Annotated in this window: 27 protein-coding genes and 1 tRNA gene; 11 read left to right on the top strand and 17 right to left on the bottom strand. The window is 42.2% G+C overall.

Annotated elements, in window-relative coordinates:
* Positions 1–150: 150 nt before the first annotated feature.
* The 10 genes from PJIAN_RS13045 to PJIAN_RS13080 form a co-directional block, all read right to left on the bottom strand.
* The gene (locus PJIAN_RS13045) at positions 151–2,190 is read right to left on the bottom strand and encodes a beta-galactosidase (RefSeq protein WP_068705764.1); all 2,040 of its coding nucleotides are present in this window, start codon (positions 2,188–2,190) and stop codon (positions 151–153) included.
* A 104-nt stretch (positions 2,191–2,294) separates the two neighbouring features.
* Positions 2,295–2,447, bottom strand: a complete 153-nt coding sequence (locus PJIAN_RS14940) for a hypothetical protein (protein ID WP_153802570.1) — start codon at positions 2,445–2,447, stop codon at positions 2,295–2,297.
* Positions 2,448–3,131: 684 nt separating this feature from the next.
* A complete protein-coding gene (locus PJIAN_RS13050) occupies positions 3,132–3,647 on the bottom strand; it encodes a flavodoxin (protein WP_068705765.1) in 516 nt (171 codons plus the stop codon).
* A gap of 33 nt (positions 3,648–3,680) precedes the next feature.
* The gene (locus tag PJIAN_RS13055; RefSeq protein WP_084252413.1) at positions 3,681–4,244 is read right to left on the bottom strand and encodes a flavodoxin; all 564 of its coding nucleotides are present in this window, start codon (positions 4,242–4,244) and stop codon (positions 3,681–3,683) included.
* Positions 4,245–4,250: 6 nt separating this feature from the next.
* Positions 4,251–4,586, bottom strand: a complete 336-nt coding sequence (locus PJIAN_RS15020; RefSeq protein WP_236714409.1) for a carboxymuconolactone decarboxylase family protein — start codon at positions 4,584–4,586, stop codon at positions 4,251–4,253.
* Positions 4,586–5,011 (bottom strand): carboxymuconolactone decarboxylase family protein, encoded by a 426-nt coding sequence (locus PJIAN_RS15025; protein ID WP_236714410.1) that lies wholly within the window; start codon positions 5,009–5,011, stop codon positions 4,586–4,588. Before PJIAN_RS15025 ends, PJIAN_RS15020 begins: the two co-directional genes overlap by 1 nt.
* Positions 5,012–5,040: 29 nt before the next feature.
* Positions 5,041–6,027 (bottom strand): aldo/keto reductase, encoded by a 987-nt coding sequence (locus tag PJIAN_RS13065; protein WP_068705772.1) that lies wholly within the window; start codon positions 6,025–6,027, stop codon positions 5,041–5,043.
* A 12-nt stretch (positions 6,028–6,039) separates the two neighbouring features.
* A complete protein-coding gene (locus tag PJIAN_RS13070; RefSeq protein ID WP_084252414.1) occupies positions 6,040–6,564 on the bottom strand; it encodes a nuclear transport factor 2 family protein in 525 nt (174 codons plus the stop codon).
* Positions 6,565–6,600: 36 nt separating this feature from the next.
* Positions 6,601–7,452 carry an aldo/keto reductase gene (locus tag PJIAN_RS13075; protein WP_068705774.1) on the bottom strand — a complete coding sequence of 284 codons (852 nt, stop codon included), beginning with the start codon at positions 7,450–7,452 and terminating at the stop codon, positions 6,601–6,603.
* A gap of 20 nt (positions 7,453–7,472) precedes the next feature.
* Positions 7,473–8,033: a DapH/DapD/GlmU-related protein gene (locus PJIAN_RS13080; protein ID WP_068705776.1), complete on the bottom strand. Its 561-nt coding sequence runs from the start codon at positions 8,031–8,033 to the stop codon at positions 7,473–7,475.
* A 186-nt stretch (positions 8,034–8,219) separates the two neighbouring features.
* On the opposite strand from PJIAN_RS13080, the gene PJIAN_RS13085 reads away from it, so the two are divergent.
* Positions 8,220–9,122, top strand: coding sequence for a helix-turn-helix domain-containing protein (locus tag PJIAN_RS13085; RefSeq protein WP_068705778.1), 903 nt, complete (start codon positions 8,220–8,222; stop codon positions 9,120–9,122).
* A gap of 88 nt (positions 9,123–9,210) precedes the next feature.
* On the opposite strand, the gene PJIAN_RS13090 is transcribed toward PJIAN_RS13085, so the two are convergent.
* Positions 9,211–9,297, bottom strand: a tRNA-Ser gene (locus PJIAN_RS13090).
* Positions 9,298–9,366: 69 nt separating this feature from the next.
* Entirely contained in the window at positions 9,367–10,404 is a 1,038-nt protein-coding gene (gene hisC, locus PJIAN_RS13095) for a histidinol-phosphate transaminase (RefSeq protein WP_236714411.1), read from the bottom strand.
* A 139-nt stretch (positions 10,405–10,543) separates the two neighbouring features.
* Here hisC and PJIAN_RS13100 point away from each other — a divergent pair, with 139 nt between their 5' ends.
* Together PJIAN_RS13100 and PJIAN_RS15045 are read left to right on the top strand one after the other, a co-directional pair.
* On the top strand, positions 10,544–11,104 hold the full coding sequence (locus PJIAN_RS13100) for a helix-turn-helix domain-containing protein (RefSeq protein WP_068705780.1): 561 nt from the start codon (positions 10,544–10,546) through the stop codon (positions 11,102–11,104).
* An 86-nt stretch (positions 11,105–11,190) separates the two neighbouring features.
* On the top strand, positions 11,191–11,313 hold the full coding sequence (locus tag PJIAN_RS15045) for a hypothetical protein (protein ID WP_262496839.1): 123 nt from the start codon (positions 11,191–11,193) through the stop codon (positions 11,311–11,313).
* Between the two features lie 78 nt (positions 11,314–11,391).
* Here PJIAN_RS15045 and PJIAN_RS13105 read toward each other — a convergent pair whose 3' ends face one another.
* The 3 genes from PJIAN_RS13105 to PJIAN_RS13115 form a co-directional block, all read right to left on the bottom strand.
* Entirely contained in the window at positions 11,392–12,519 is a 1,128-nt protein-coding gene (locus PJIAN_RS13105; protein WP_068705782.1) for an NAD(P)H-dependent flavin oxidoreductase, read from the bottom strand.
* A gap of 189 nt (positions 12,520–12,708) precedes the next feature.
* Positions 12,709–13,545 carry a LytTR family DNA-binding domain-containing protein gene (locus PJIAN_RS13110; RefSeq protein ID WP_068705789.1) on the bottom strand — a complete coding sequence of 279 codons (837 nt, stop codon included), beginning with the start codon at positions 13,543–13,545 and terminating at the stop codon, positions 12,709–12,711.
* Between the two features lie 75 nt (positions 13,546–13,620).
* Complete coding sequence (locus PJIAN_RS13115; RefSeq protein ID WP_068705791.1) at positions 13,621–14,502, bottom strand: homocysteine S-methyltransferase family protein; 882 nt, start codon at positions 14,500–14,502, stop codon at positions 13,621–13,623.
* Positions 14,503–14,594: 92 nt separating this feature from the next.
* On the opposite strand from PJIAN_RS13115, the gene PJIAN_RS13120 reads away from it, so the two are divergent.
* A complete protein-coding gene (locus PJIAN_RS13120; protein WP_068705793.1) occupies positions 14,595–15,050 on the top strand; it encodes an MFS transporter in 456 nt (151 codons plus the stop codon).
* 5 nt (positions 15,051–15,055) lie between these two features.
* On the opposite strand, the gene PJIAN_RS13125 is transcribed toward PJIAN_RS13120, so the two are convergent.
* Positions 15,056–16,429 carry a dipeptidase gene (locus PJIAN_RS13125; RefSeq protein WP_068705797.1) on the bottom strand — a complete coding sequence of 458 codons (1,374 nt, stop codon included), beginning with the start codon at positions 16,427–16,429 and terminating at the stop codon, positions 15,056–15,058.
* 601 nt (positions 16,430–17,030) lie between these two features.
* On the opposite strand from PJIAN_RS13125, the gene PJIAN_RS13130 reads away from it, so the two are divergent.
* Positions 17,031–18,665: a hypothetical protein gene (locus PJIAN_RS13130; protein ID WP_068705798.1), complete on the top strand. Its 1,635-nt coding sequence runs from the start codon at positions 17,031–17,033 to the stop codon at positions 18,663–18,665.
* A gap of 157 nt (positions 18,666–18,822) precedes the next feature.
* Positions 18,823–20,175 (top strand): DUF5723 family protein, encoded by a 1,353-nt coding sequence (locus PJIAN_RS13135; protein WP_153802571.1) that lies wholly within the window; start codon positions 18,823–18,825, stop codon positions 20,173–20,175.
* Positions 20,176–20,236: 61 nt separating this feature from the next.
* On the opposite strand, the gene PJIAN_RS13140 is transcribed toward PJIAN_RS13135, so the two are convergent.
* Positions 20,237–21,085: a bifunctional methionine sulfoxide reductase B/A protein gene (locus PJIAN_RS13140; protein WP_101750754.1), complete on the bottom strand. Its 849-nt coding sequence runs from the start codon at positions 21,083–21,085 to the stop codon at positions 20,237–20,239.
* A 472-nt stretch (positions 21,086–21,557) separates the two neighbouring features.
* Here PJIAN_RS13140 and PJIAN_RS13145 point away from each other — a divergent pair, with 472 nt between their 5' ends.
* The 5 genes from PJIAN_RS13145 to PJIAN_RS13165 all read left to right on the top strand — a co-directional run bounded on the left by PJIAN_RS13145 (position 21,558) and on the right by PJIAN_RS13165 (position 26,670).
* Positions 21,558–21,794, top strand: coding sequence for a hypothetical protein (locus PJIAN_RS13145; protein ID WP_068705804.1), 237 nt, complete (start codon positions 21,558–21,560; stop codon positions 21,792–21,794).
* Between the two features lie 13 nt (positions 21,795–21,807).
* A complete protein-coding gene (locus PJIAN_RS13150) occupies positions 21,808–22,242 on the top strand; it encodes a hypothetical protein (protein WP_068705807.1) in 435 nt (144 codons plus the stop codon).
* Positions 22,243–22,535: 293 nt separating this feature from the next.
* On the top strand, positions 22,536–24,260 hold the full coding sequence (gene lysS / locus PJIAN_RS13155) for a lysine--tRNA ligase (protein ID WP_068705811.1): 1,725 nt from the start codon (positions 22,536–22,538) through the stop codon (positions 24,258–24,260).
* 1 nt (position 24,261) lies between these two features.
* Entirely contained in the window at positions 24,262–25,287 is a 1,026-nt protein-coding gene (locus PJIAN_RS13160; protein WP_068705813.1) for an NAD(P)H-dependent glycerol-3-phosphate dehydrogenase, read from the top strand.
* A gap of 39 nt (positions 25,288–25,326) precedes the next feature.
* Entirely contained in the window at positions 25,327–26,670 is a 1,344-nt protein-coding gene (locus PJIAN_RS13165) for a glucose-6-phosphate isomerase (protein ID WP_068705816.1), read from the top strand.
* Positions 26,671–26,696 lie beyond the last annotated feature (26 nt).

Here is a 26,696-nt window from a genome sequence, read left to right on the forward strand (position 1 = left end):
TTGTCACCTTTGTGAAACTACGAGCTGAAGTCAAAAATCTCCCATAGACCTATTTGAATCAGATGGCTCATGCGCATAAGAACTGATCGCAAAAAACAATAGAAAAAAAACACAATGGTTCCTTTGATTGAGATTTTGTCAAATGGAAAACTATTTGGTTTCGATAAATTCCGGTTCGTAAGGTGCAACTGTAAAGCTGCCGTTATAATCCTTATCAAACAGGATACTTCTGGATTTCCCTTTCAACGGAATTTCTTTGGCTTCTCCACTTACATTCAGGTACAAAAAGTGCGTTTTATCAATCTGACGCGCCATGACACCCGATGGTACTTCGGGTCCCTTCTTTATGTTCAACTGAACAATCAGTTCATCAAGCAAAGGATTGAGTACGCTGGCATCTGCCGGCAAACCGACATAGATTGCGCGCCCTTTGCCGTACTTGTTCGAGGTGATGATGGGATAATCCTTATCAAGACTGGTAATACTTCCGATTACCTCGGCACCTTTCGGTTCGATAACGTCAAATCGTGTTGATTCGGTATCGACCGCTTTTCCTTTGTAGGTAAGTTCAAGTTTTTTCCCTTTGTATGATTTGCGGGATATTTCGTTATATGCTTCCGTTTCTTCAAAATTTGCAATCCGGATTCCGAACACATCACTCAAACGGCCGGGACGCGTTTCTGAGAATACTTTTCCGGTTTCGTCGACAAAGGCTGAGTTGCTTGTCATGACAACGGTACCCCCATTCTTCACAAATTCACGAATTTTATTGGCTGTAAGGTCATCCATAACCGTAATGCCCGGAACAAAAAGCAATTTATAGGTCAATGCACTTTTACTGATTTCCACAACATTTGCATCCATATTGCGCCAGTAAAATAGATTCCAACAAGCTTGTAGCTGGTTTTCCTGTTGTTCGGGGAAAGCGCTACTTGCTATCTGGCTCGAAAACGAAAATGCCAACCCAACTTCCGGTTGTGGTTTGTACGGGAAATATTTTCCGATCTTATTAAATTCGGTGGCTATTTTCTTATATTCTTCGTACTTACGATTGGGCATTCCATCCCAATCCAGCATTCCTTCCAGATATTGTTCTTCTCCACCCCACATGCTTTGCCATGTCCAGCCACAGACCATTTGATTACCGTACATTAAAGAGGCATACGCCGATTTACGGATGGAATTCGGTACCGCATTGTGCGTTGTAAATTCACTACACCAGAATGGATTAGTACTCTCGAACTGAATTCTTGACATTCCGAATGCTGCATTCATTACTCCCCAGTTTGTGGTCAGGGAATTTCCGGGATAAAAACCACAGCCTTCACGCGTCATTTTGCCCGAATATGCAATTTCAGACCAGTCGATATATTTCAACGGACTATAGTACCAGGCATTTGTATTTGTGAGGACACCTGGTGCATTGGTATTGACTTTATCCAACACTGTCAACAAAAAATTGTTCACTTCAGCGGAAACGAAAGTACGGAAATCGAGGATTTTTTCGGGAGCACCGTTTTTTTGACCTTCGGTTGGCAAGCCAACTTCTTCGAACTGATTTAACCGGCGCGACCAGCGTTGGGTTGCCCATGCTTTATTGAGAGCTTCAATCGTGCCGTACTTCTTGTGCAACCACTCTGCAAATCGCAGCCGCACCGTTTCCGAATACGAAATGGGGCCATCTCCCGACTCATTATCAACACCAAAAGCCAGTAGAGCGGGATGTTTGGCATATCTTTTTGTCAGCATGTCAGTATATCGAAGCGCATACTTCTGGAAATTGGGATCTCCCGCATCGTCCATATAGCGGTGATTGGGGTACAACTGGTTGCCTGTCGCACTGACAACGTCAATGGAAGGGAATTTCTTGTGCAACCATATAGGGGCAGGATGCACGGCAATATCCAGAATCACTTTAATTCCGGCTTCGTTCATCCTATCCATCATCTTATCGAACCATCCAAAGTCAAACTGTCCCTCTGAAGGTTCATAGCTATCCCAAGCCAAATGACCCATGCGCACCACCGTAAACCCTGCGGCTTTCATCAATTGAATATCACTCTTGATTTTTTCGATATTCTTATCATCGTGAGGATGATAATTGGTACCGACATAAAGTCCTTGCGCGTTCAATACACAACTAAACGAAAATACGACCGCAATAAGCAGTAGAAATTTGGCACTTTTCATGTAAATATACTTGATTTTAAGGAGTTAACAAAAAAACTACGCTTCTGTATTCAATTTCACGATCCTTTCCTTTCAAACTAAGTCCTTCTTCATAATCGAACCAATCAAAAACAGGCAGGATTGGTGTTCTCCGACCCAATTCCGGAAACACACATACCAACGATACGCTCCCGTACAGCACCTCCTCCAAGTGTATATATTTCAAAGCACTTGATAGCAATTTCTATTTTCTGCACTTTATCAGGATCAAAGCGCATTGGAAGAGATTCTATTTTATTTTTCTTTATAAACAGCTATTGGTTGGTGAAACCTACCTGTTTATATTCACACTTTACATATCGGCTGAAGTAAATCGCCGTTAGTAAAATAGAATGCAATCAGTTTATCATCATATTCGAATGTGAACTCGTATGTTTGTTCCTATGATCAATCCGGAAATTTATGGCCATACCACAACGAATCAACTTCAAAAACCCGTTTGACCACTCTCAGGACATCTCTGAACAAAAATTTTCTGCTGGTAAAAAGTCAAATTTCCTGTTTTATTATTGTTCACTGATATTATAGACTTCCCGTTGCTGATAGAAACTACAAAATTTGCACGGCCAAAGATACCACTAAATCTATCACTTGCTCAGGCAAAACAGGAATAAAACAGCCGTTTATGTTTCCTATTACATGCACTTATGGTCTTTTAGTGTAAGCAACAACGAGTCAAGTTTCAAATGTGCCTTTTGGGGGTTATCTATTTTACTGGTAATTATCCTATGAATTTATCAGAAGAAGCATGCATTATTATTGTAATGCAGAGTTATTGTTTACAAAGTCCATCCATCAGTGTGAAGGCAAACGCAGGAAGATATTCTGTTGGTTTTAGCCTTGAGAAACAAATCACTCAGGACTAAAGCTCAAGTGTTGACAAATAAGACTTACAACACAACTTATTTTTGACTTTTCAGCCAAGATTGCACGATATTATCCGAATCGGCCACTACTCCGCCTCGAATAGCAATACCCGGAAGCACAATTGCATTAGGGCAAAGTCTTTTAATATCCCGTTCGCCACACATTCCGCTACCTTCATGTGTGCAGAAAGGAATAATGGTTTTCCCTGTAAAGTTGTACGATTCTAAAAAAGTACAGACTGCCATCGGGAAAGCTCCCCACCAGTTGGGATAACCAAGATAAATAGTATCGTAATCGTCCATATTCTTAACCGTTTCAGTTAATTCAGGACGTTCATTTTGCCGCAATTCCACTTTTGCCACATCCGTTGTTTCCATATAATCAACCGGATAAGGCTTAATTGTGTTGATATAAAACAAATCGCCTCCGATGATGGCTTGTATTTGCTTTGCGACAACTTCGGTATTGCCGACTGGCAGGTTTGTAATTTTTCCGTTTACATAGTTTTGACCCCGACGGGAATAATATGCTATTAAAGTTTTCTCTTCCATATACTCTATTTTGTTGAATTCTAGCAGCGTCGCTTAATTAATGAATTTCATTTTCCTGAGCCAAATTAGCACTTTAGCATTATCACTATTCACACTCCTGCCCCAGATGGCTAACCCTTCCAAATGAGTTGATTTGGGACAAAGTTTTTTAATATCATCGGTGGCACGACCCAACTCGCTGCCTCCGTGAGTTATAAAAGGTACAATTGTTTTGCCATCGAAATTATACGACGAAAGGAAAGTTGCCACAGGCGGGGCAATAGTTGACCACCAATTGGGCGACCCAATGAGAATAATATCGTAATTCGATATGTTTGCAACCTTATTTTTTAACGGTGGTCTGTATCCTGCTTTTATCTCCTTCTTGGCTTGATCAACCACTGTTCTATAATCCGTAGGATAGTCTTTTACCGGCTTTATCTCAAAGATGTCGGCTCCTGTAGCTTTTTGTATTTGCTGAGCAACTACACGGGTATTTCCGCTATGCGAAAAATAGGCTATCAGAATCTTTTTCTTACTTACAGGAGTCTGTCCATGGACACTAATCATTGAAACAATGGCAACTAAAATGCCGAATAGAATTAATCTTGTTCTCATAATTATTTATTTTTCAGGTAAAACTTCATTTAAGCAAGCTAATGCATTCAGGGTGCGTGGGTAGCCGATGTAAGGCAAAAGCTGGGTAGTAATACCAATCAATGTTTCTCTATTGTTACCCACATTCAGGTTCCCTTGTATATGCCCCCTCACTTGAGAGTCAGTACCACCCATACTGATGAGCATAGAATAAGTCAGCAACTCCCTTGTTTTCATATCTAAGCCATTGCGGGTGTAGTAATCGCCAAAGCAGTTTGAAGCCAGATAGTCCTGAATGTGTTTTTGGTCGTCTGGGGCATTTTTACGCATTTCATCAATTTGCTCGCCAAAGGTTTCTTTCATCAGCCCAAACCTTTTGCTTGACGATTTTCGGGCGTTGTGGTGGACTGTCTTTCCAAAGGAAGTTCGATGCTTCGTTCTTTAAAGATCTCGTTGGTTGCATACAGACAGTCGATAACCTTTGCCACGCCTGCATAGGCCACCGATTGGTAAAGTACTTCCTTCACCTGAACCGGACTAACACCAATATTTAATGCTGCATTAACAAACATTTTATATTCGGTTAAAGCGCCCTGAGCAATACACGAACCCATTATCATCATGGTGCGGGTTTTGGTGTCGATATTTCCGTGGCTTACAACTTCATCAAACGCCCAATTATCGAAAATTTCAATCAGCTCAGGATCGGTTTGGGCTGCCCTCGATTGGTAGTTTGGCCAAAGTTCTTCGTGATTTTTAATGGCCTCAGCAGACACATTTACTTTCATCTCTTATTATTTTTCAAATTTACAAGCGCTTAATCCTTATCTACCATTTTTTCGCTACTTTCAGGATAACGATGACCTATAATTTCAATTGCAGAGAGTGCATTTTTGATTTTACCTAAATCGTCAGGCGTTAATGTTACATTGACCGAACCTGCGTTTTCTTCTAAACGGTGAATCTTTGTTGTTCCGGGGATTGGAACAATCCATGGCTTTTGGGCGTTAACCCAGGCTAAAGCTATTTGCGCGGGTGTTGCATTCTTTTGTTGCGCAATTTGTTTTACCAAGTCAACCAAAGCCATATTGGCTTGTCTGTTTTCCTCATTAAATCGAGGGATGCCGTTGCGGAAATCATTTTTAGAAAACTCGGTATTGACATCAATTTGTCCGGTTAAAAACCCTTTGCCAAGTGGACTAAAAGGCACGAAACCAATTCCAAGCTCTTCCAAGGTTGCAAAAGTTTTTGTTTCAGGTTCGCGCCACCATAGGGAGTATTCGCTTTGCAATGCCGAAACTGGCTGTATGGCATGAGCCTTGCGAATATTACTTGCTCCGGCTTCCGACATCCCAAAATATTTCACTTTCCCTTCACTGATTAAATCTTTCACCACTCCTGCCACATCTTCAATAGGCACTTCGGGATCAATGCGGTGTTGATAGAGCAAATCGATGGTTTCAATCTTTAGGCGTTTCAATGAGCCTTCAACTCGTTGTCGAATATAAGCGGGTTTACTGTTTAATCCTGCCGGTTGGCCATCAACGTAGTTAAAACCAAATTTGGTAGCTACCACAACTTTATCTCTGAAAGGAGCAATTGCCTCGCCAACTACTTCTTCATTTAAGTAAGGTCCATAAATTTCGGCTGTATCAAAAAAAGTAATTCCTAACTCATACGCTCTTCTGATTAGCGCAATGGCTGCTTGTTTGTCAATAGCAGGGCCATAGCCATAACTAAGTCCCATGCAACCCAGGCCTATTTCGGATACTTCAAGACCTTGTCCTAATATTCTTGTTTTCATGCTTTAGTTGTTTTATTTCAATTCCGTTTTCTCTGTCCAGGTGAAGTTCGATTGTCTTTTGGCAATGAGCCATTTGCCATTTTGTTTTACATACGTGTCGTGGTAAATAACCCCCATCGTATTTTTCATTTTCTTACCGTTTTCGTTGCCTATAAGCGTTACTAAACAGTATGAAGTGCCTGTTGCATGGTCTCCATTCAGGGTTAGCACTTGCTGTCCATTGATATGATACACAACATCAAAAAGCTGTAAAAAGCCCGCAAAAGCATCACCAATTTGCTTCCGGCCGGTCAGAAGCCCCGTCGATTTTCCATCCATAAAGCTTTCTACGGTTGCGTCTTCGGTAAAAAGAAAGGTTTGTTTCTCCACCTCTTTTTGGTCGGCAAGTACTGAAAATACATCGACCAATTCTTTAAGAGCAAGTTTATCTTGCATTTCTATTACTTGTTTGTTTGATTCCATTTTTTTCGTTTTTTGAGCTTCGGCAGCAAAGCCAAATGCGATTACTAAAAGTAAAATAACAAGAAGTTTTTTCATCGTAGCTTTTATTTAGAAGTTTAATTTTCAGGTCGTTTATTCTGGCAGTCTGTAGCTGCCCAGCATTTTGACCATTGATGGATCTCGGTGGTCAAAAAACAGACTCCGCCTGGTGTCAAGTGAAGCTATAGCTTCCATATCTTCACGGGTCAAACTGAAATCGAAAATATGGAAATTCTCCTCCATTCGCTCCTTGCGTACAGATTTCGGGATTACCACTACACCCCGTTGAGTCAGCCACCGCAGTGTAACCTGAGCAACTGATTTGCCGTATTTTTCACCGATTGATTTTAATAACTCGTTTGCAAAAAGGTTGTTGCGACCTTCGGCAAAAGGTCCCCATGACTCGATTTGTACATTATTCTCCTTCAGAAAGTTTTGTACTTCTACCTGTTGGCAAAACGGATGAGTCTCTATCTGATTGATTGCCGGTACCACCTCATTGTGAAGTATCAAATCCATCACGCGGTCAGGTGGAAAATTACTAATACCAATGGTTTTTACATTACCGGCTTTGAATAACTCCTGCATTGCACGCCACGAACCATAAATATCGCCATAAGGTTGGTGAATCAGGTACAAATCGAGGTAGTCTAATTGTAATTTATTCAGAGATCGTTCAAAGGCTTTCATTGTCCGATCATACCCTGCATCAGACACCCAGAGCTTTGTGGTTATAAATAGTTCTTGACGGGAAATACCACTATGTTGAATTGCCTTTCCGACAGCCTCTTCATTTTGATAGGCAGCTGCCGTGTCGATAGAGCGGTAGCCAATTTCCAACGCATCAGATACTGATCTTTCACATTCCGTTTGATCTGCAATTTGATAGACGCCAAATCCCAGAACAGGCATTTTTATGCCGTTATTTAATTTTACAGTCTGCATATTCTTGTATTTCTATGTTATTAGTTCAATCGTTTGAGCACTCTGGCCGGATTACCGCCAACCACCACATTGGGTTCTACATCCTTGGTCACTACAGCTCCACCTGCAACAACAGAATTTTCACCAATCGTAATACCGGGTAAAATGGTAGCTCTAGCCCCAATCCACGCATTGTTTTTAATATGAATTGTCTTGCAAACCAAAACATTATGATCGTTTAAATCATGGTTAGCTGTAAGTAAGGTTACTTGTGGGCCAATCATAACACCGTCCTCAATTATGATAGTTCCTGCTGTCATACAAGTACAGTTATGATTGATAAACACTCGTTTACCAAGTTTCAATTGCGATCCAAAATCAATATAAAAAGGAGACATTATTGCGGTTCCTTCCTGAAAGGGTTCGCCTAAAAGTTCAGCAAAAAGAGTTGGTAACTCATCCAGCTCATGGAATTCATTGTTTATCTTCTGCAATATTCTTCTGGAAGTTACCATATCTGCAATAGCAGGTGCAAAATCAGGATCGTACATATTAAGTGGTTCACCACTGCTTAGTCGCTGATACAAATTGTTTGTTTCCATTGTTCTGTTCTAAATCCGTTTATAATCATATCATTAACTTCGGTGCAAAGTTCATACATTTTACAAGGAATTGTTTTATACAGATTCCGGTAATAGCTACCATTTTTACGGAATCATGCTATTTAATAATAGATTCCTTATAAGCATGTTTATATTTGCACAAAAGTTCTTCAAACAGATATTAAGATGGAAGATATTTACAGACTGGAAACAGTTACCGATTACAACAATTTGTTGGGAGTTGAAACTAAATACCCTTTGGTGAGTGTAATCGATTTATCTACAACTCAAAGCTCCAACAAGAGTTATACTCATTTGAATTTTGGCATATATGCTATTTATTTTAAAGAAGCAATATGCGGGCAAATGATATATGGAAGGAATTCATATGATTATCAAGAAGGAACATTGTTATTCATATCTCCGGGTCAAGTTGTGAAAATCATAAAAAACGAACAAGTTACCGTAAGAAAAGGATGGGTTTTAATTTTTCATCCGGATTTGATTCATGGCACCAATTTGGGTAAGCATATTAATGACTATAACTTTTTTTCTTATGAAGTGAATGAAGCTCTACATATTTCAGAAAACGAAAGAAAAATTTTCTTTGAATGTTTATCGAAAATTTCATACGAAATTGACCAACGGATTGATAAGTATAGCAGGAAATTAATCGTCAGCAACATTCAACTTTTATTAGATTATTGTGTTCGGTTTTATGACCGGCAATTTATAACCAGAGAAAGCATTAACAAGGGAATTATCGAAAAATTTGAGAAACTGATGCTTGATTATTTCCGATCAACAAATCCCCAGCAAGATGGGTTGCCATCGGTTGGATACTTTGCGGATAAATTGAATCTATCGTCAAACTATTTTGGGGAATTAGTCAAAAAAGAGACAGGCAAAACTGCACAAGAATATATACACCTAAAAATAATTGACCGGGCTAAAAACAGGATTCTGGAAGACTCAAAATCAATCAGTGAAATAGCTTACGAATTAGGATTTAAATATCCGCAGCATTTTACCCGGATGTTTAAGAAGAGTACGGGTTATAGTCCGAACGAGTATAGGTTGCTTAACTAATTTGGCACGCTTGAAGATATTCACAAAAAGTAAAAGCTCGCAAAATCAATGATTTGCGAGCTTTTATTCATTTTTGAAATTTTCATTGCGGAAAGCGAGGGATTCGAACCCCCGGTACAGTTACCCGTACACCGCATTTCGAGTGCGGCCCATTCGACCACTCTGGCAGCTTTCCCTGGTCGATTTGCGAATGCAAAGGTACACTTTTTTATTTTTTGTCCAAGATATTTTTACGCAAAATAAATCAGGCGTTATATTCTTCAAGCGCTTTGAGCAGTAAATCATTTTCTGTCTCCACGCCCACTGTAATACGAAGGCATCCCTCGCACAAAGTAACGGTATTACGGTTACGAACAATAATGCTTTTTGTAACCAGATAACGATACACGGCATTGGCATCTGCTACTCTTACCAGCACAAAGTTGGCATCCGTCGGAAAGACTTCCTGCACCATCTCCATTTTGCTCAGACTATCAATCAAACGTTTCCGTTCTTTCAGCAGTAATGACACCCATTCGGCCTTGCGGTCGACCTGCTCCAGTTCATCCAGCACCAGGCGCTGCGTTAACACGTTGATGTTATAGGGATATTTTACTTTGTTATAGAGATCAATGATCTCTTCGGATGCAAAGGCCATTCCCAAGCGAACACCGGCCAATCCCCAGGCTTTAGAGAATGTCTGTAATACAATGAGTCGGGGGTATTTCTGCAATTCGTTCAGCCAGCTCGGTTCAGAAGAAAAATCAATATAAGCTTCGTCAATTACCGTAATGCCCTTGAAACCATGTACAATCTTGAGCATCTCCTTACGGTTAAGCAGGTTGGCTGTAGGATTATTCGGAGAGCAAAGAAAAATCGCTTTGGTATTTTCATCCGCAGCATCGAGTACCCGCTGAGCATCGAGCGAATAATCGGCATTGAGGCGCACTTTGCGGTATTCCACATCATTAATATCGGCACTTACCTGATACATACCGTAAGTAGGATCGATAGCTACCACGTTATCCTGACGCGGTTCGCAAAACACACGAAACACGAGGTCGATCGCCTCATCGCTACCATTACCCAAAAACACCTGTCCCGGATGGATGCCTTTTATCGCAGCAATACGTTCTTTTACTGTCCATTGCAATGGATCCGGATAACGATTATACGGATAATTCAATGGATTTTCGTTTGCATCGAGATAAGCTTCGGCTTCTCCTTTGAATTCGTCGCGGGCACAGGAATAAGGCTTGAGCGACAAAATGTTCTGACGGACTAATGGAGTAATTTCTGACACGGCAATAATTATCTGTGTTAATATTCGGTTGGATAGCATAAACATCTATCCGAATGCAAAGTTACGAAATATAGAATAGAATCAAACTTTTGACGGTCACACTGACGAAAAAAGTCCTACTTTTGTCAATTGCAAGACGATGAAAATCTACATCAAAAATATGGTCTGCCTCCGCTGTAAACTGGTGGTGGAAATGGAGCTGAAACAACTCGGCCTGCATCCTGTTTCAGTGGAGTTAGGTGAAGCCAACATTCAAGAAGAGCTATCGTCGGTTCAACTGGCTCGCTTCAACGACCAACTCCGCCTATGCGGTCTGGAACTGATGGACGACCACAAAAGTATTCTGGTGGAGAAAATCAAGACCCTGATTATTGATCTGGTACAGGAACATAACGTCGAACTCTCCACCAACCTTTCCGATTACCTGAGCGACCGGCTAAACCACGACTACACCTACCTTGCCAACCTTTTTTCAGAAGTAAAAGGCACTTCCATCGAGAAATTTTTTCTTGCCCACAAAATAGAACGTGTAAAAGAGCTATTGGTGTATGAAGATCTGACGCTTTCTGAAATTGCTGATATGCTCCACTATAGCAGCGTTGCCCACCTCTCCGGGCAGTTTCACAAATTGACGGGACTTACACCTTCTCATTTCCGCCAGCTGAAAGACAAACGGCTGAAGATGCTCGACCAGGTGTGAAAGTTGTAATATTTTACCGGAAATGTATTAACCCGTTCGTTGGGAAAACCTCACTTTTGCATACAGTTTAACCAACACAACACGATATGTCAAAGGATAAAGAAGGTCATGTAAAAGACCAGAAAAAAGCGCCTCAGAAAACGCTGAAAGAAAAAAGAGCTGAAAAAGCAGCCAAACGTATGGAAAAAGGAAAAGCTGAAGTTCAGTAGCCGAGACTACTTTCCAAGATGAAAAAAGCCCTGCAAAAAAATGCAAGGCTTTTATGATTTAAAGGGGCTGTTATCTGTTTAAGCTACTGCTTCTGCAGCCAACTCTTTAGTCGATACACTTCTTTTCATAATTTCAGCATTATATTCGCCTACAATTTCGTCAACAACTTCCTGTACATGCGAAATCTTTGTAGCGCGGTAACCGTTGGATCCCGAGAAAGCAAAACCCTCGTGCATTCTGCCCTGCGACGCATTGTACAAGGCAAGTGCTATGCAATATGGAGCTTCTTTGTAGTTGCACGAGCTAAGGCAGTTCCATACGCATTTGAACGGTTTGGTATTTCCTTTCAGAATTTCGCCTACAAATTCGTTACGAATAACCCTTCCCGGCAATCCCACAGGACTTTTGATAATGGTTATATCTTCTTCTTTACAGGCAAGATAAGTTTCTTTGAATGCCAGCGCCGCATCACATTCGTGTGTAGTAACAAAACGTGTTCCGAATTTAACACCCTTGGCTCCCACCTGCATTATTTCATACATGTCTTTGCCGGTATAAACACCTCCGGCCGCAATCACAGGAACTTCTTTGCCGAATTTTTCCTCAAAAGCTTTCACTTCTGCAACGGTGTCTTCAATCAACTGACGCAAAGGAACCACATCGCCTACCACTTGGTCGGCTTTGAATCCGAGATGACCTCCGGCAAGTGGTCCTTCAACCACTACTGCATCCGGTATGCGGTTATATTTATTCGCCCAATATTGGAAAATGAGTTTGGCAGCCTTGCCAGATGACACTTTTACTGCAAGCTTGGTGTGAAAATCGGTAAAGCCGGCTTCTGCCAACATTCCGGGAATACGCAAAGGCAATCCGGCACCCATAATTACAAGATCCACTTTTTCTTCAACAGCAACCTGAATCAACGCTTCGTGATCGGTAAGCGCCATCATTATATTGACTCCGATTAAGCCATTGGTAAGACTTCTGGCCTTTCTGATTTCTCTTTGTAACGCTCTTTTGTTTGCAGCACGGTAGTTACGCATGTAGTCTGGTTCGGTCATTCCGATGGCCGCAGCCGAGATTACTCCGATTCCACCCGCATTGGCAACAGCCGACGCTAATCCTGACATTGAAATGGCTACTCCCATTCCACCTTGTATAATCGGCAAACGTGCCTCAATATCCCCTATTTTCAATGGTTTCATAACTGATTTTGAAATTTCGTACAAAAGTAGAGGCAGATAAAATCACTCTGAAAAAATAGGGTCGATCAAAAGGTAAATAGGGGTCAAAATTAGTTTTAGGGACGAATTTTATTCGTTTAGGGACGAATTTTGGCGGCAAAAAAAATGCCCGAAATGATTTATTCGGGCACTGAAGCTGGCAAAAAGGAGCTAAATCAACTCCTGTAATTTTGCTACCGATGGTTTAGAGACCGGAATCGGCGAAGATAAGTTTTCAATAAAGAGTTTGTAGCCCTGAGAGCTTCCTTCTATGCGGTCAATAAAATTGATGTTTACCAGATATGAACGATGGCATTTTACAATAAACTTATATTCCTTCAGAAGATTTTCGGCATAAACCAAACTGCATCGTACCATTTGGTTTTTTATATTTTCGCCCTCTTTCCAAAAAACTTCTACGTAATTATTTGCAGAACGAATAAACAACAGCAGGCTTACTTTTACGGCCAGACTATCTTTCTGATAATCGGAATTAAAATAAACAATCTTGTCCTGAATCAACTTATGATCTTTCAGTTTCTTGCTCAATTCGTCAGCCACTTTAAGGTGCGAGCGGAGCATCTTGTTATGATTCAACACAATAACAAGCGTAATTGGAATAACAGCCACCAATACAAGCTTCACCACCAGATCGAAACCTACCTTAAGAACACCCAGCATATTGTTGAGTATAAAATAAGAGGCCAGAATGGTAAACAAGATCCAAACATTCCACAACACCTCTTTCCCGATATTCCATTTGGACGATGCAAAAAATTTCGGAAAGAACGAGGGCAATAACAGCAAGTGAAAGCTCAACGACAAAAATGTCACAATCGACAAGCCGGCAATCAGATACAACTTTGGCTTAGCCGGCAACAAACTGATATTAAACGGTTGAAAAAGCCACAGGAAGCCAAGAATAACAATGCTTATAAAAAAGACAATCTTGCTATTGTAGCTTAAATCGTCATTAAAAGGATATGGTTTTTTGAAAATATTCTGCATGTAATGGTTGTATCGCAAAGGACACCGTTATAAATCAATATTAAGACGTCACGCTAAACGAAAACAAAATCCGATTTAGCGAAGAACCTGAACCAATTTGCGGATATGTTCCGGTGTGGTACCGCAACATCCACCGATTATATTGGCACCTGCAGCAGCAAGACCGGGTGCAACGGCTGCCATCATGTCCGGCGTTTCAGGAAACGAGGTGCACCCATCTTTGAATACCGGCATACCGGCATTGGCATGAATCAGCACCGGAATATCCTTATCTACCGCGCGAATCTCTTCCGTAATTTTTACCATCCCTTCAATACCGTTACTACAGTTGGCGCCAATAATATGAGCACCGGCCTCTTTCAGGGCTTCTACCATTTCTGTCGGCGAAACGCCCATCATCGTACGGTATTCGTCGGTAACGGTTTTATCGAATGTCATGGTACAAATCACTTCGCAGGGAGTATTTTCACGGGCTGCTTTTACGGCAATCGTGGCCTCGTCAATCGCAGTCATCGTTTCAATAACGATAGCATCTGCTCCACCTTCATACAACGCTATCGACTGCTCTTTGAAGGCTTCGTATAATTCTTCTTCGGTTACATCGCCCATCATCAGCATCTTTCCGGTAGGTCCAACGGAACCCAGCACATATTTGTCCGCGCCCGCCGCTTTGCGTGAAATTTCGGCAGCCTTACGGTTGATTTCCGTCACATGATCTTCCAAACCGTAATTTTGCAATTTGAAACGATTGCCTCCGAAGCTGTTGGTTTCTATCATATCAGCACCTGCAGCAATGTAGCTCACAGCAATATCCAGTACGTCGTCCGGACGATCAATATTCCATTGTTCGGGACATTCGCCCGGTTTCAGACCCTTTGCCTGCAAAAAAGTACCCCAGGCGCCGTCTGAAATCAGCGTTCTGCCTTCTGCCACAAGTTGAGATAAAGATTTTTTCATGAGTGATGCTGTCGTTTTTAAAGCGTGTGCAAAAGTACGATAAAAATAGAAGCCAAAAAATAGTGTAACTTTGTCGTTCAATAAAAAGAAACATGGAGACCAATATAGCAGCCGTCAATCGCCGTAATTTTTTTGAAATAAAAGAATCGCGTAAGAAATTCCTTTTTCTGGGCTGTGGTGCTTCCGTTGTAGGCGCCTTTTTGCTGGCATTCACGCCACGTTTCTTCTCTGTTGTCACACTGATCGGTGCTCTGATTCTGGGCGTGGGACTATTAATGATCTACAAAGGGTTCAATATCAAAACCCTTTTAATCATTAGCCGCGAAGGCATCCGAACCCGCAAACAAGGACTGATTCTCTGGGAAAATATCGAAACGTACTCCTTTGATAATGTCTCGAAAAGTGCTGTCTTTTCGCTACAGTGTAAGGCTCCACACGAATCGCTGCTCATAGACCTCTCGATGAGCGACCTGAATCACATCCGTCAAATCAGAGAAGCCATCGACACATTTACCGAGGGCTTCGAGATCAAAGAAGAGAGCAAATAAGGCTCTTATCTGACCGGCGTTTGAGCGGCAACTTCACGATAGAATTCAACGATGGCGGTTATTCCTTTGAAATAAAGATCGACAGGGAAATTTTCGTTCGGCGAGTGAATCGCATTCGACTCTAGCCCGAATCCCATCAACACGGTTTTAATGCCCAACACCTTTTCGAATGTGGCAATCACAGGAATGCTTCCTCCACGGCGCACCGGGAGCGGCTTTTTACCAAATGCTTTTGTGTAACCGGCTTCTGCGGCTTTATACCAGGGCATATCCACCGGACAAACATAACTATCCCCTCCGTGAATTGGGGTCACATCTATAGTAATTGACTTCGGAGCAATACTTTCCAGATGCTTTTTCACCAACAATCCAATCTGCACGTGATCCTGATGCGGCACCAAACGGCAGGAAAGTTTGGCATACGCTTTTGAGGGCAACACTGTTTTGGCACCTTCGCCGGTATAACCTCCCCAGATACCACATACATCAAAGGTAGGACGGATGCCGGTACGTTCGAGAGTAGAATAACCTTTTTCTCCCTGAACCTGTTCAATTTTCAACGATTGCTTATAGGCTTCCTCGTCAAAGGGTATTTGAGCCATTGCGGCCCGTTCATCCGGAGATACGTTTTCCACATCATCGTAAAAACCGGGCACGGCAATACGTCCCTGTTCGTCGGTCATGGAAGCAATCAGTTTGCACAGCTCGTTAATCGGGTTAGCCACAGCACCGCCAAAAATACCGGAGTGCAAGTCTCGGCAAGGCCCTGTTACTTCTACCTGCCAATAAGCTAAACCGCGCAAGCCAGTAGTAATGCTCGGCATATCTGACCCCAGCATACTGGTGTCCGACACCAGAATCACATCCGCTTTGAGCAATTCTTTGTTGGCCTGACAAAATGCTTCGAGGCTACCGGAACCGATCTCCTCTTCACCCTCCAGAATAAACTTGACATTGCAGGGAAGCGTGTTGTCCGAAAGCAGGTACTCTACCGCTTTGGCATGCATCAACGACTGACCTTTATCATCATCCGCACCGCGCGCCCATATTTTCCCGTCCTTAACCACCGCTTCAAAAGGATTGGTATTCCACAATTCCAGCGGTTCTACCGGCATTACGTCATAGTGTCCGTAAATCAATACGGTGGGCACTGCTTCCCCCACCCGTTTTTCGGCAAAAACAACCGGGTTCCCTTCGGTCGGCATTACTTCTACCCGATCCATACCCAGTTGTTTCAGCAATTCCTGCCAGCGTTTGGCACACTTCTGCATATCCGGTTTATGTTCGCTTTTAGCACTCACCGAAGGAATAGCAATCAGTGAAAAAAGCTCGTCAAAAATTCGCTGCTTATTCTTCGAAAGATATTCTGATAATTCCATTCTATAATTCATTTTTCTTATTTAATACTGCACCACAACTAATTACACCGACATAAAAAGACAGCATAAAAATTGAAACCATCAGGCAAAGATAAACAAATCAACAACAGAAAAGCTACACTTTCAAAAAGGAATATTCTACAGGCTTATTTAGGGAGTATCCGTATAGCAATAAAACTAACACTTTAACTTAAAAACACCATTCAGAACAGTTGCAAAAAACAACTAAATCACTATCTTTGCACCTGTAATTTTACAAACCAAAAGATAAAGCTACATCTCTCCACTGACGCTTATCCTGTCAGTTTTTACTCTGGATGACAACCCTCAAAGTCTCCTAAAAGAGAAAAATATCAAAAAAGCTTTGTACAAAAGCCAGTTACTTCATTTTTGAATAAAAAGGCTCAACAAATCTGAAAGACGAATACGATCAGTCATCCTCATTGATCTAAAGAAAAAATCACACAATCTTTCCGGTGATGGAATTATTAAAGCAATGAAACCATCAATTGCATATCCTAATCTATTGATTGGGAGATTTATGCCATTTTCAAACGTACTCTATCAGGTCAAGAATATTAATAAAACATAGACTTATATTATGATCGCCAAAACAAAATTCAGGTATCTGTTAACAGTTATCGCTTCAATTGCCTTGTTCTCTTCCTGCATCAACGATATTGATTTAAAGGATGTTGACGACACTATTTCAATGAATGGAGCAGCAGTATTTCCATTAGCGCAATCGACCATTACGCTGAAGGATTTTATCGACAAGCTCAATATTGACAACATGACGGTGAACAGCAATAACGTCTTAACCGTAAACTACAAGCCAAGTACAAGCTATAGTTTCAACCTGAACATTTCGCCCTCCGACGTTTCGATAAACACGACTACCCCGACCACTTTGTCGTCTAAAGCCGGAACAACCATTTCTGCCGCCACGTTTAACTCGTTAAGTCCTTCACAGGTTGCAGAGATTGACCTGCGCTCACTGGCCTCCACTAACATTACTCGACTCGACAGCATTTACATAAGCAATGCTACTTTAAGTTTCACGCTCAACACCAACATCAATTTCGCTGTCAACCAATTACAACTGACCGTTACTCCTACGCCGACCTGTTTCCCGAGCCTCTCGCCAACGACGTTTACAAACGTAAGAAATGGTTCGGTTTGCACCATCTCGCTCACTAATTGCTGGATTAAGCCGCAATCTTCAAAAATATCGCTTTCAATCGCGACACAAGCCACTTCCGGCAATATTTACGTTCCGGCATCTCCTTCCCTGAATAGTTCTGCGGCGCTAAAGAATATCAACTTTAAGTATGCATTCGGACAATTTGCCTATAACCTAGCCTCTCAGACCGGCACATTCGATTTAGGATTTCTGAACGATGTAATATCTCCAACCAGCTATCTTCCGTTTAAGAATCCGGCTTTCAAGCTAACCTGCTATTCCAACGCCCGCATTCCAATGCAGCTGAATATCGACTACATTAAAAGCTACAACAGCAGCTCTCCGTCAAATGTCCGTTTCGCATCGTTCAGCGGATCGACAAGCACCTCTCAAGCATTCACAAAGATGCCATCCGCACCCGGGAAAAGCGCTGTTGACTCTTTGATCTTCAACAAAACAAACGGCAATATCGACAATCTTTTCACCTTGCCGGGCATCAACACCATTGCCTATTCATTTGGTGCACAATCGCAAACCGGCGGTATCTCCAATCAATTCATAATGAGTAAGGATACGTTCACGATTTCTCCTTCGGTGAATATCCCGTTTGCATTTAACGCGGGAGTAAATGTACAAATGACTGACACCCTCTCATTAGGCAATTCATTTACCGATTTCCTGAACAAAAACGACCTGCAAAACGTCAAACTCTGGTTGATTGCCAACAACTTTACATCTACTAAAATAGCCATTGGATTAACCCTGCTTGATGCGAACAAACAGCCTTTTTCTACGACACAAAACCTGACGCTCAACACAACCCTGAATATCGACAACACGACAGGGCAAGCAACTCAGACTTCAGCCACGACGGATCAGCAACTAAGTCTGGCATATTCGGCAACAGACCTCAAAAAAGCGCAGTATATCAAACTAAGTTATTCGCTTGCGGGGAAAGATCTCACAACGCCTCTCACGCTAACCTCTACCGATTTCATCAAAGTCAAGCTATGTGCTTACGTAAAAGGCAGTGCAAAATTAAATGATAACTAATTATTATACTGCCGTATATCAACTCAAATAAATTTACGTCAAAATAAAATCCTCATATATGCATTCTCTTAAAAAAGCCGGAATATTTCTCTTTGTCCTGTCAGTTTTTCTCACAGATTCCCCTCTGGCCCGTTCTCAAGGCAATACCCTGTATTTCATGGAAAACGTTCCATTCCGAAACTCGCTCAACCCGGCTTTTACACCAACACAAAAATGGTATCTGGATCTGCCAATATTATCCAGCATCAACATTTGGGCAGGCAATAATTCGGTTTCTGCCTCAGATCTCTTTTTTAAGCAAAACGGCAAATTAATTACTCCTTTTCACCCCGATGCAGACAGAGATGCTTTTCTGAAAGTTCTGCAACCCACCACAGACATCAACCTGAATTATGATCAACAGCTGCTGGGCTTCGGTTTCAAAGCCCGTAACAACTACTTTACATTCGGCGTCAACCAGCGAATTGAAAGCTCCGTCGGCATTCCCAAAGACTTACTGAAACTATTACTGAAAGGCACGCCCGACACCATCGGAGTCAACAACTTCAATTTACAGTCGCTACGGGCAAACGTGACGGCTTATCTTGAAACTTCAGTGGGATTTACGCGGTCTGTCAACAGCCGGCTGTCAATTGGAGGCAAAGTGAAATTCCTGTTAGGCGAAGCCCATGCAGATGCAAAATTCAGCAAACTGCATCTGAGTGTCGACAAACAATCGGCAATACTCACGGGTAACGGTTATGGAAGGATTACAGCGCCATACGATATTTCGCAAAACTCAGACGGCACTCCTAATGAATTACTAACAAAAGAAGCATTGCAAACACCCATTGGATGGGGTTTGGCAACCGATTTGGGCGTCGTGTATAAGCTACAGGATAACTTCACACTTTCTGCATCTCTTTCCGATCTGGGATTTATTCATTGGAAAAAGACCAGCTGGAAAGCGGACATGACGTACAAAGCCACGTTTACCGGAATGGATTTCAAAATCAATGGAGACAATAATGACTATGGCAAACAGATGGAAGATTCGCTCAAGAATGCATTTACCTATTCAGGAAACGGAGCCGGATACACCACTTATCTGACGGCCAAAGCTCGTGTGGGTGCCGAATATGGTCTATTGAAAAACAAAATCAGTCTCGGACTTCTTTGGGAAAACACCCTCGGCGGAAACTACAAATATTCCGAGTTAACGGGCTCTGTCAATTTTCGTCCGTTCTATTTCTTCAACACCTCGTTTAGCTATGGAGCGATTAATGGTAGATTAGGCACCTTTGGACTTGGAGTAAACCTGATTGGCGGTCCATTCAACCTATACTTTGCCAGCGATTACGTACCTGCCTACTTCACAAAAGATGGCATCCCGTACAATTCTAAATATGTTGATGCACACATTGGGTTGGTACTTACTTTCGGACACGGCAAAAAGGCAAAAAAAGAGAAAATTCACAATCAAATCATAGATATACGCCAAAGTGACTCAATTCCATCACAAAGTCTGTAAATTATAAAAATGAATAACAAAAGAGCCGGAAAATCGATTGAATTTTCCGGCTCTTTGTAGTTTAGAATATCTTGCGATAAATATGGCAATAAGGCGTTGTACCCTTGTGGTCGTAGTAGTCCTGATGGTAATCCTCGGCCGGCCAGAAAGGTGCTGCGGGACGCAACGTGGTAGCCACTTTATATCCTTTTTCTGTCAATATCCGAATATATTTTTCCGCGATGGCTTTTTGCTCCTCATTGGCATAAAAGATAGCCGAAAGATATTGCGACCCGATATCAGGCCCCTGACCGTTTGTTTGTGTGAAATCATGTGTTTCAAAGAATAATTTCACCAACTCTTCGTAACTGGTTTGTTGCGGATCGAACACAATTTCGGTCGTTTCCAGATGTCCCGTTTCGCCGGTGCACACCTGTTTGTATGACGGATGATCGACATGTCCGCCCATAAAACCAACCGTGGTTTCCATCACTCCTTTGGCCTTGTTGAAGTGATACTCTGTGCCCCAGAAACAACCGGAAGCAAACCACGCTTTTTGAAAAGCCTGCTTATCGTCAGGGATAAAATTCATAGAAATGGAGTTAACGCAATGACGGGTGTTTTTTGCGGTAAAACCTTCATTCAAGAATACGTGCCCGAGATGCGCTCCGCATTTGGCACAGGTTATTTCTGTACGTTGACCGTCGGCATCGGGTGTACGCAGAACAGCTCCGGGAATCTCATCATCAAAACTGGGCCATCCGCAATGCGATTCAAACTTACTTTCCGATCGGTAAAGCGGAGCCCCGCATTGTTTACACACGTAAGTACCTTTCGCCTTCACATTCAATAGTTTGCCCGTAAAAGGGCGTTCCGTTCCCTTATGAAGAATCACATATTGTTCTTCAGGAGTTAAATCTTTATGTTGCATAACTGAAGATTGTAACAGTAAACAAATAGAAATGAATAATATAGTTCTCATACCAAACAAGCATTAAAGTAAAACACTCCCATAAAACATGTTTCGTAAAAGGGCTACAAATATACCATCACGGCATGAGCGTTTCCAAAAAATCAGCTACAATAAAGCATAAATAGTTAGCAAGGTGAAAAGTATAAGGTAAAAGAAAACGGAGATACTGTATACAAAGGTGATTTTGATGAAAGTAAAATTAAATAGTTTGGACATTAATCATCATTGATTCGCGTTTAATAAACGTATTGTATAATCAGTTGCCGATTTATGGCCACAAGGCAATTATAGAGAAGCAAGAATCATAAGTTTATCGTAAGTTTATCGTAACTCTTCGACAAACTACTTGCAATACGTGTAAAGTACAAATACCTTTGTATTTCACATAAATAAAGCTATACGATTAACATTAAACAAAACAGTAATACCTATGGAAACAAAACAGCAAATAAGACTGATTTGTGCTACATGTGGAAGTGATTCCCATTTTGAGTTCAACGAGAAGAAATCGCACATTAAATGTACAAATTGTAACAGAGAATATAGTGGCGGGTATAACGAACTACTTGAATTGAATAAAGATAGGATAAGGCAACAAATGGCACAAGAAGCTAAATCGGAAATTCTCAACCATCTAAAAGAAGCATTTAAGACAACAAAAACATAAAAGTCAAATAGTTATGGAAAACGCAAGCTTAATACTGCCAATTCTGGCAATTTTAGTTCCTATATATATCTATGTCCGCCATGATAGAAAAATTAAAAATCAGGAAAAGAAACTCAATGATTACCAATTGAAGAAATTTGAATTAGAAGATATTGAAAATAAAAAAGCTCAAATCAAAGGTAATATAATTACCAATGGAGGAAGAGGAGTGCTCAAAGTTTTTAATACAGGAAAGTCTACTGCTCATAATATTAGATTAGAGCTATTAAGTAAACCTGAAGGAATCATTGGTTTAGAATTTGATCCATTCGCAATGTTGAATTCTCAAGAATCTACAGAAACTTCATTCTTCCTTGCAGAAGGACATACTTCTACATTAAAAGTAAAATACACTTGGAATAATAGCTATAAAGAGGACAATGAATTTATTCAAGTACTAACAATATAGATTTTAATGATTGGAGTAGGTCGATTTTGTCTATCACTACAAATCTGTAGGGAAACACCTGACGGCGTTTCTGCTATGCGTTCCAACGCTCTTCCACCCCGATGAATCCGGGGGAAGAAACATAAGCAAACGCAACAGAACGCCGTAGGTGTTACCCGATCGGATCACATGCTACAACATCACTTCTATAATACGATTGCAGTACGATTCCAGCACATTGTAGCCCAATTCCATCCGCTTTTGCCCAAAAAATTGTATCTTTGCGCAACTAATATTGACTGACTTATAAACCTATGGAACTTAGCGAACAAGAGCAACTGCGCCGTGAAAGCTTAAACGGACTCAGAGCTCTGGGAATAGAACCCTACCCCGCCGCAGCTTATCAGGTTACGGCTCTTTCGGATAACATCAAATCTACCTATCAGGATGATGCACCGCAACGTGAAGTAACTATCGCCGGCCGTATCATGAGCCGTCGCATAATGGGAAAAGCCTCATTTGTAGAACTTCAGGACTCTGCCGGTCGCATTCAGATATATATTACCCGCGACGATATCAGCACCGACGAAGAGAAAACCATGTACAATGTCGTTTTCAAAAAACTGCTTGACATCGGTGACTTTATCGGCATCAAAGGGTATGTTTTCCGTACACAAATGGGCGAAATTTCGGTTCATGCTCAGGAATTGACTGTCTTGAGCAAATCGCTTCGTCCGCTTCCTATCGTTAAATACAAAGACGGCGTGGCTTACGATGCTTTCGAGGATCCCGAGCAACGCTACCGTCAACGCTACGTCGACCTCGTGGTAAACGACGGCGTAAGAGATATTTTTCTCAAACGTACCAAGGTATTCAACTCCATGCGTAACTTCTTCAACGAACAGGGTTACGTAGAAGTGGACACTCCGGTACTGCAACCTATTCCCGGCGGTGCTTCGGCGCGTCCGTTCATCACGCACCACAACGCACTGGATATTCCGTTGTACCTGCGTATTGCCAACGAGCTCTATTTGAAACGTCTTATTGTAGGTGGTTTTGAAGGTGTCTACGAATTTTCGCGCAACTTCCGTAACGAAGGTATGGACCGCACTCACAACCCTGAGTTTACGGCCATGGAAATCTATGTTTCCTACAAGGATTACAACTGGATGATGGATTTCACCGAAGCCATGATCGAAAAGATCTGTCTGGACGTAAACGGCACTTCTGAAGTAACGGTGGGCGACAAAACCATCAGCTTCCAACGTCCGTTCAAACGCATCACTATGATCGACGCCATCAAGGAACATACCGGCATCGACATCAACGGAATGAACGAAGAACAGTTGCGCGACGTATGCAAACAACTGGGTATCGAAGCCAACGACACTATGGGCAAAGGCAAACTGATCGACGAAATTTTCGGCGAGAAGTGCGAAGGCAACTACATCCAGCCTACCTTTATCACCGACTATCCTATAGAAATGTCACCACTCTGCAAACGCCACCGCAACAATCCTGAACTGACAGAACGTTTCGAATTGATGGTAAACGGCAAGGAGCTGGCCAACGCATATTCAGAGCTGAACGACCCGATCGATCAACGCGCCCGTTTCGAAGAACAGTTGCGACTGAGCGAAAAAGGCGACGACGAAGCGATGTTTATCGATCAGGACTTCCTGCGTGCCCTCGAATACGGTATGCCTCCCACATCAGGTATGGGTATCGGCATGGATCGTCTGGTGATGTTGATGACCAATCAGGTGGCTATTCAGGAAGTATTGCTCTTCCCGCAAATGCGCCCCGAAAAGGTGATTCGCAAAGACAGCGCCGAAACTTTCATGTCAATTGGCATTCCGGAAGTATGGGTAGAAACTGTCAACAAAGCAGGTTTTATAACCGTTGCAGCTTTGAAAGATCAAAACCCGAACAAACTTCATCAGGATTTGTGCGGACTCAATAAAAAACTCAAATTAGGACTGACCAACCCGACCAAAGAAGAAGTAACTTTGTGGGTTGAAAACGCTAACAACCGTTGATATGGCGACCGATAGTGAAAAACAGTGCTCCGAGTATTCTCCCGGACGAATTGCCGTCTGCGGAGGTGGAAGTTGGGCAACTGCCATAGCTAAAATTCTCTTAAGTTCTCAGGATAGCATCAACTGGTACATGCGTCGTCAGGATCAGATTGACGAGTTTTTGCGGTTGAGCAAGAACCCTTCATACCTGACGGGGCTCAAATTTGAGACCGACCGCATCAACTTCACAAGTAAGATAAACGAAGTGGTAAAAAACTCGGACACGCTGATTTTTGCCACTCCGTCGCCATTTCTGAAGATGCACCTGAAGAAGTTACGTCAGTCGTTGAAAACCAAGACCGTCGTTACTGCTATCAAAGGAATTGTGCCGGATGAAAACTTAATCGTCACCGATTATTTCCAGCAATTTCTGTCGGTTCCGAAGGATAATCTGGTAGTTCTTGCGGGTCCGTGTCACGCTGAAGAAGTCGCACTGGAACGTTTGTCATATCTGACAATCGCATGCAGCAACCGTGAGAAAGCGCGTAAACTGGCCTGCGTATTTACCAACAATTACATCAAAACCAGCACAACAGACGATGTTACCGGCATTGAATATGCTTCGGTACTGAAAAATGTTTATTCTATTGCCGCCGGTATTTGCCACGGCTTGAAATATGGTGACAACTTCCAGGCTGTTCTTATTTCGAATGCCATTCAGGAAATGCAACGCTTTTGCAACGCAGTTCACCCATTGCACCGCAGCATCGACGAATCAGCCTATTTGGGCGACCTGCTGGTAACTGCCTACTCCAAATTCAGCCGCAACCGCACCTTCGGAACCATGATTGGCAAAGGCTATTCGGTTAAAACGGCTCAACTTGAAATGGAAATGATTGCCGAAGGTTATTACGGCACAAAATGTATCAAGGAAATCAACGAGTGCTACCACGTAAAGATGCCTATCATGGAATTTGTTTATAATGTACTATACAACAGAGCATCTCCCATTCTTCAGGTAAGAGCACTCACTGAATTGATCCGTTAATTCATTTTACACACATCAATTTCAAATAACACACATCAAATGGGAAACATCAGCATTAACATTGACAAAACCTTTGGATTTATCTCCAAAGAGGCTGTTTCGGGCTACGAAGCAGCAGTAAAAGCAAGCAATGCTGCTTTACATGCCGGAACCGGCAAAGGAAATGACTTCTTGGGTTGGCTCAACCTACCCTCGTCAACGACAGCAGAACATCTGGCTGACATCGAAGCCACTGCCAAAATCCTAATCGACAACTGCGAAGTAGTGGTTGTGGTAGGTATCGGCGGCAGCTACCTCGGAGCAAAAGCCGTGATCGATGCTCTTTCCAACAGTTTCGACTGGTTGCAAACCGAACGTAAATATCCGGTAATCGTTTATGCCGGTCAAAACATCGGCGAAGATTACCTCTTCGAATTGCAATCGTTCCTGAAAACAAAAAAATTCGGTATCATTTCCATCTCGAAATCGGGAACCACGACCGAACCTGCTCTGGCTTTCCGCCTGTTGAAATCACAATTGGAAGCACAACAAGGCAAAGAAGCTGCTAAAAAACTGATTGTTGCTATCACAGATAAAGCCCGTGGCGCGTTGCGTACATTAGCTACACAGGAAGGTTACAAAACATTCATCATTGAAGACAATATCGGGGGTCGTTACTCATTCCTGACACCGGTTGGTTTGTTACCAATCGCTACTGCCGGTTTCGACATCAAACAATTAGTTGCCGGTGCTGCCGACATGGAAAAGATAGCCGGTATGGATACTCCGTTTGCGGAAAATCCGGCTGCCATCTACGCTGCAACACGTAACGAACTCTACAAAAACGGCAAGAAGATCGAAATTCTGGTGAACTTTCACCCGAAACTTCACTTTGTTGCTGAATGGTGGAAACAGCTCTACGGTGAAAGCGAAGGCAAAGAAAACAAAGGCATTTTCCCTGCTGCTGTCGACTTCACTACAGATCTTCACTCTATGGGTCAATGGATTCAGGAAGGCGAACGCACTATTTTCGAAACTGTTATCTCGGTAAAAGAACCGAACCACAGCGTTAGTGTTCCTTCTGACGATGCAAACCTTGACGGCTTGAACTTCCTCGTTGGCAAAAGCGTTGATCAGGTAAATAAAATGGCAGAACTGGGTACCATGTTGGCTCACGTTGACGGTGGTGTTCCCAATATCAAAATTGAATTGCCTAAGCTCGATGAGTACAACCTCGGACAATTGCTCTATTTCTTCGAAAAAGCATGCGGTATCAGCGGTTATGTTCTCGGTGTGAATCCGTTCGACCAACCGGGCGTTGAAGCATACAAAAAGAATATGTTTGCACTGCTCGACAAACCGGGCTACGAAGCCGAAAGCAAAGCGATTAAAGCAAAATTATAAGCACTTATTTTTCAACACAAAGACTC

The organism is Paludibacter jiangxiensis (assembly GCF_001618385.1).
Lineage (GTDB): Bacteria > Bacteroidota > Bacteroidia > Bacteroidales > Paludibacteraceae > Microbacter > Microbacter jiangxiensis.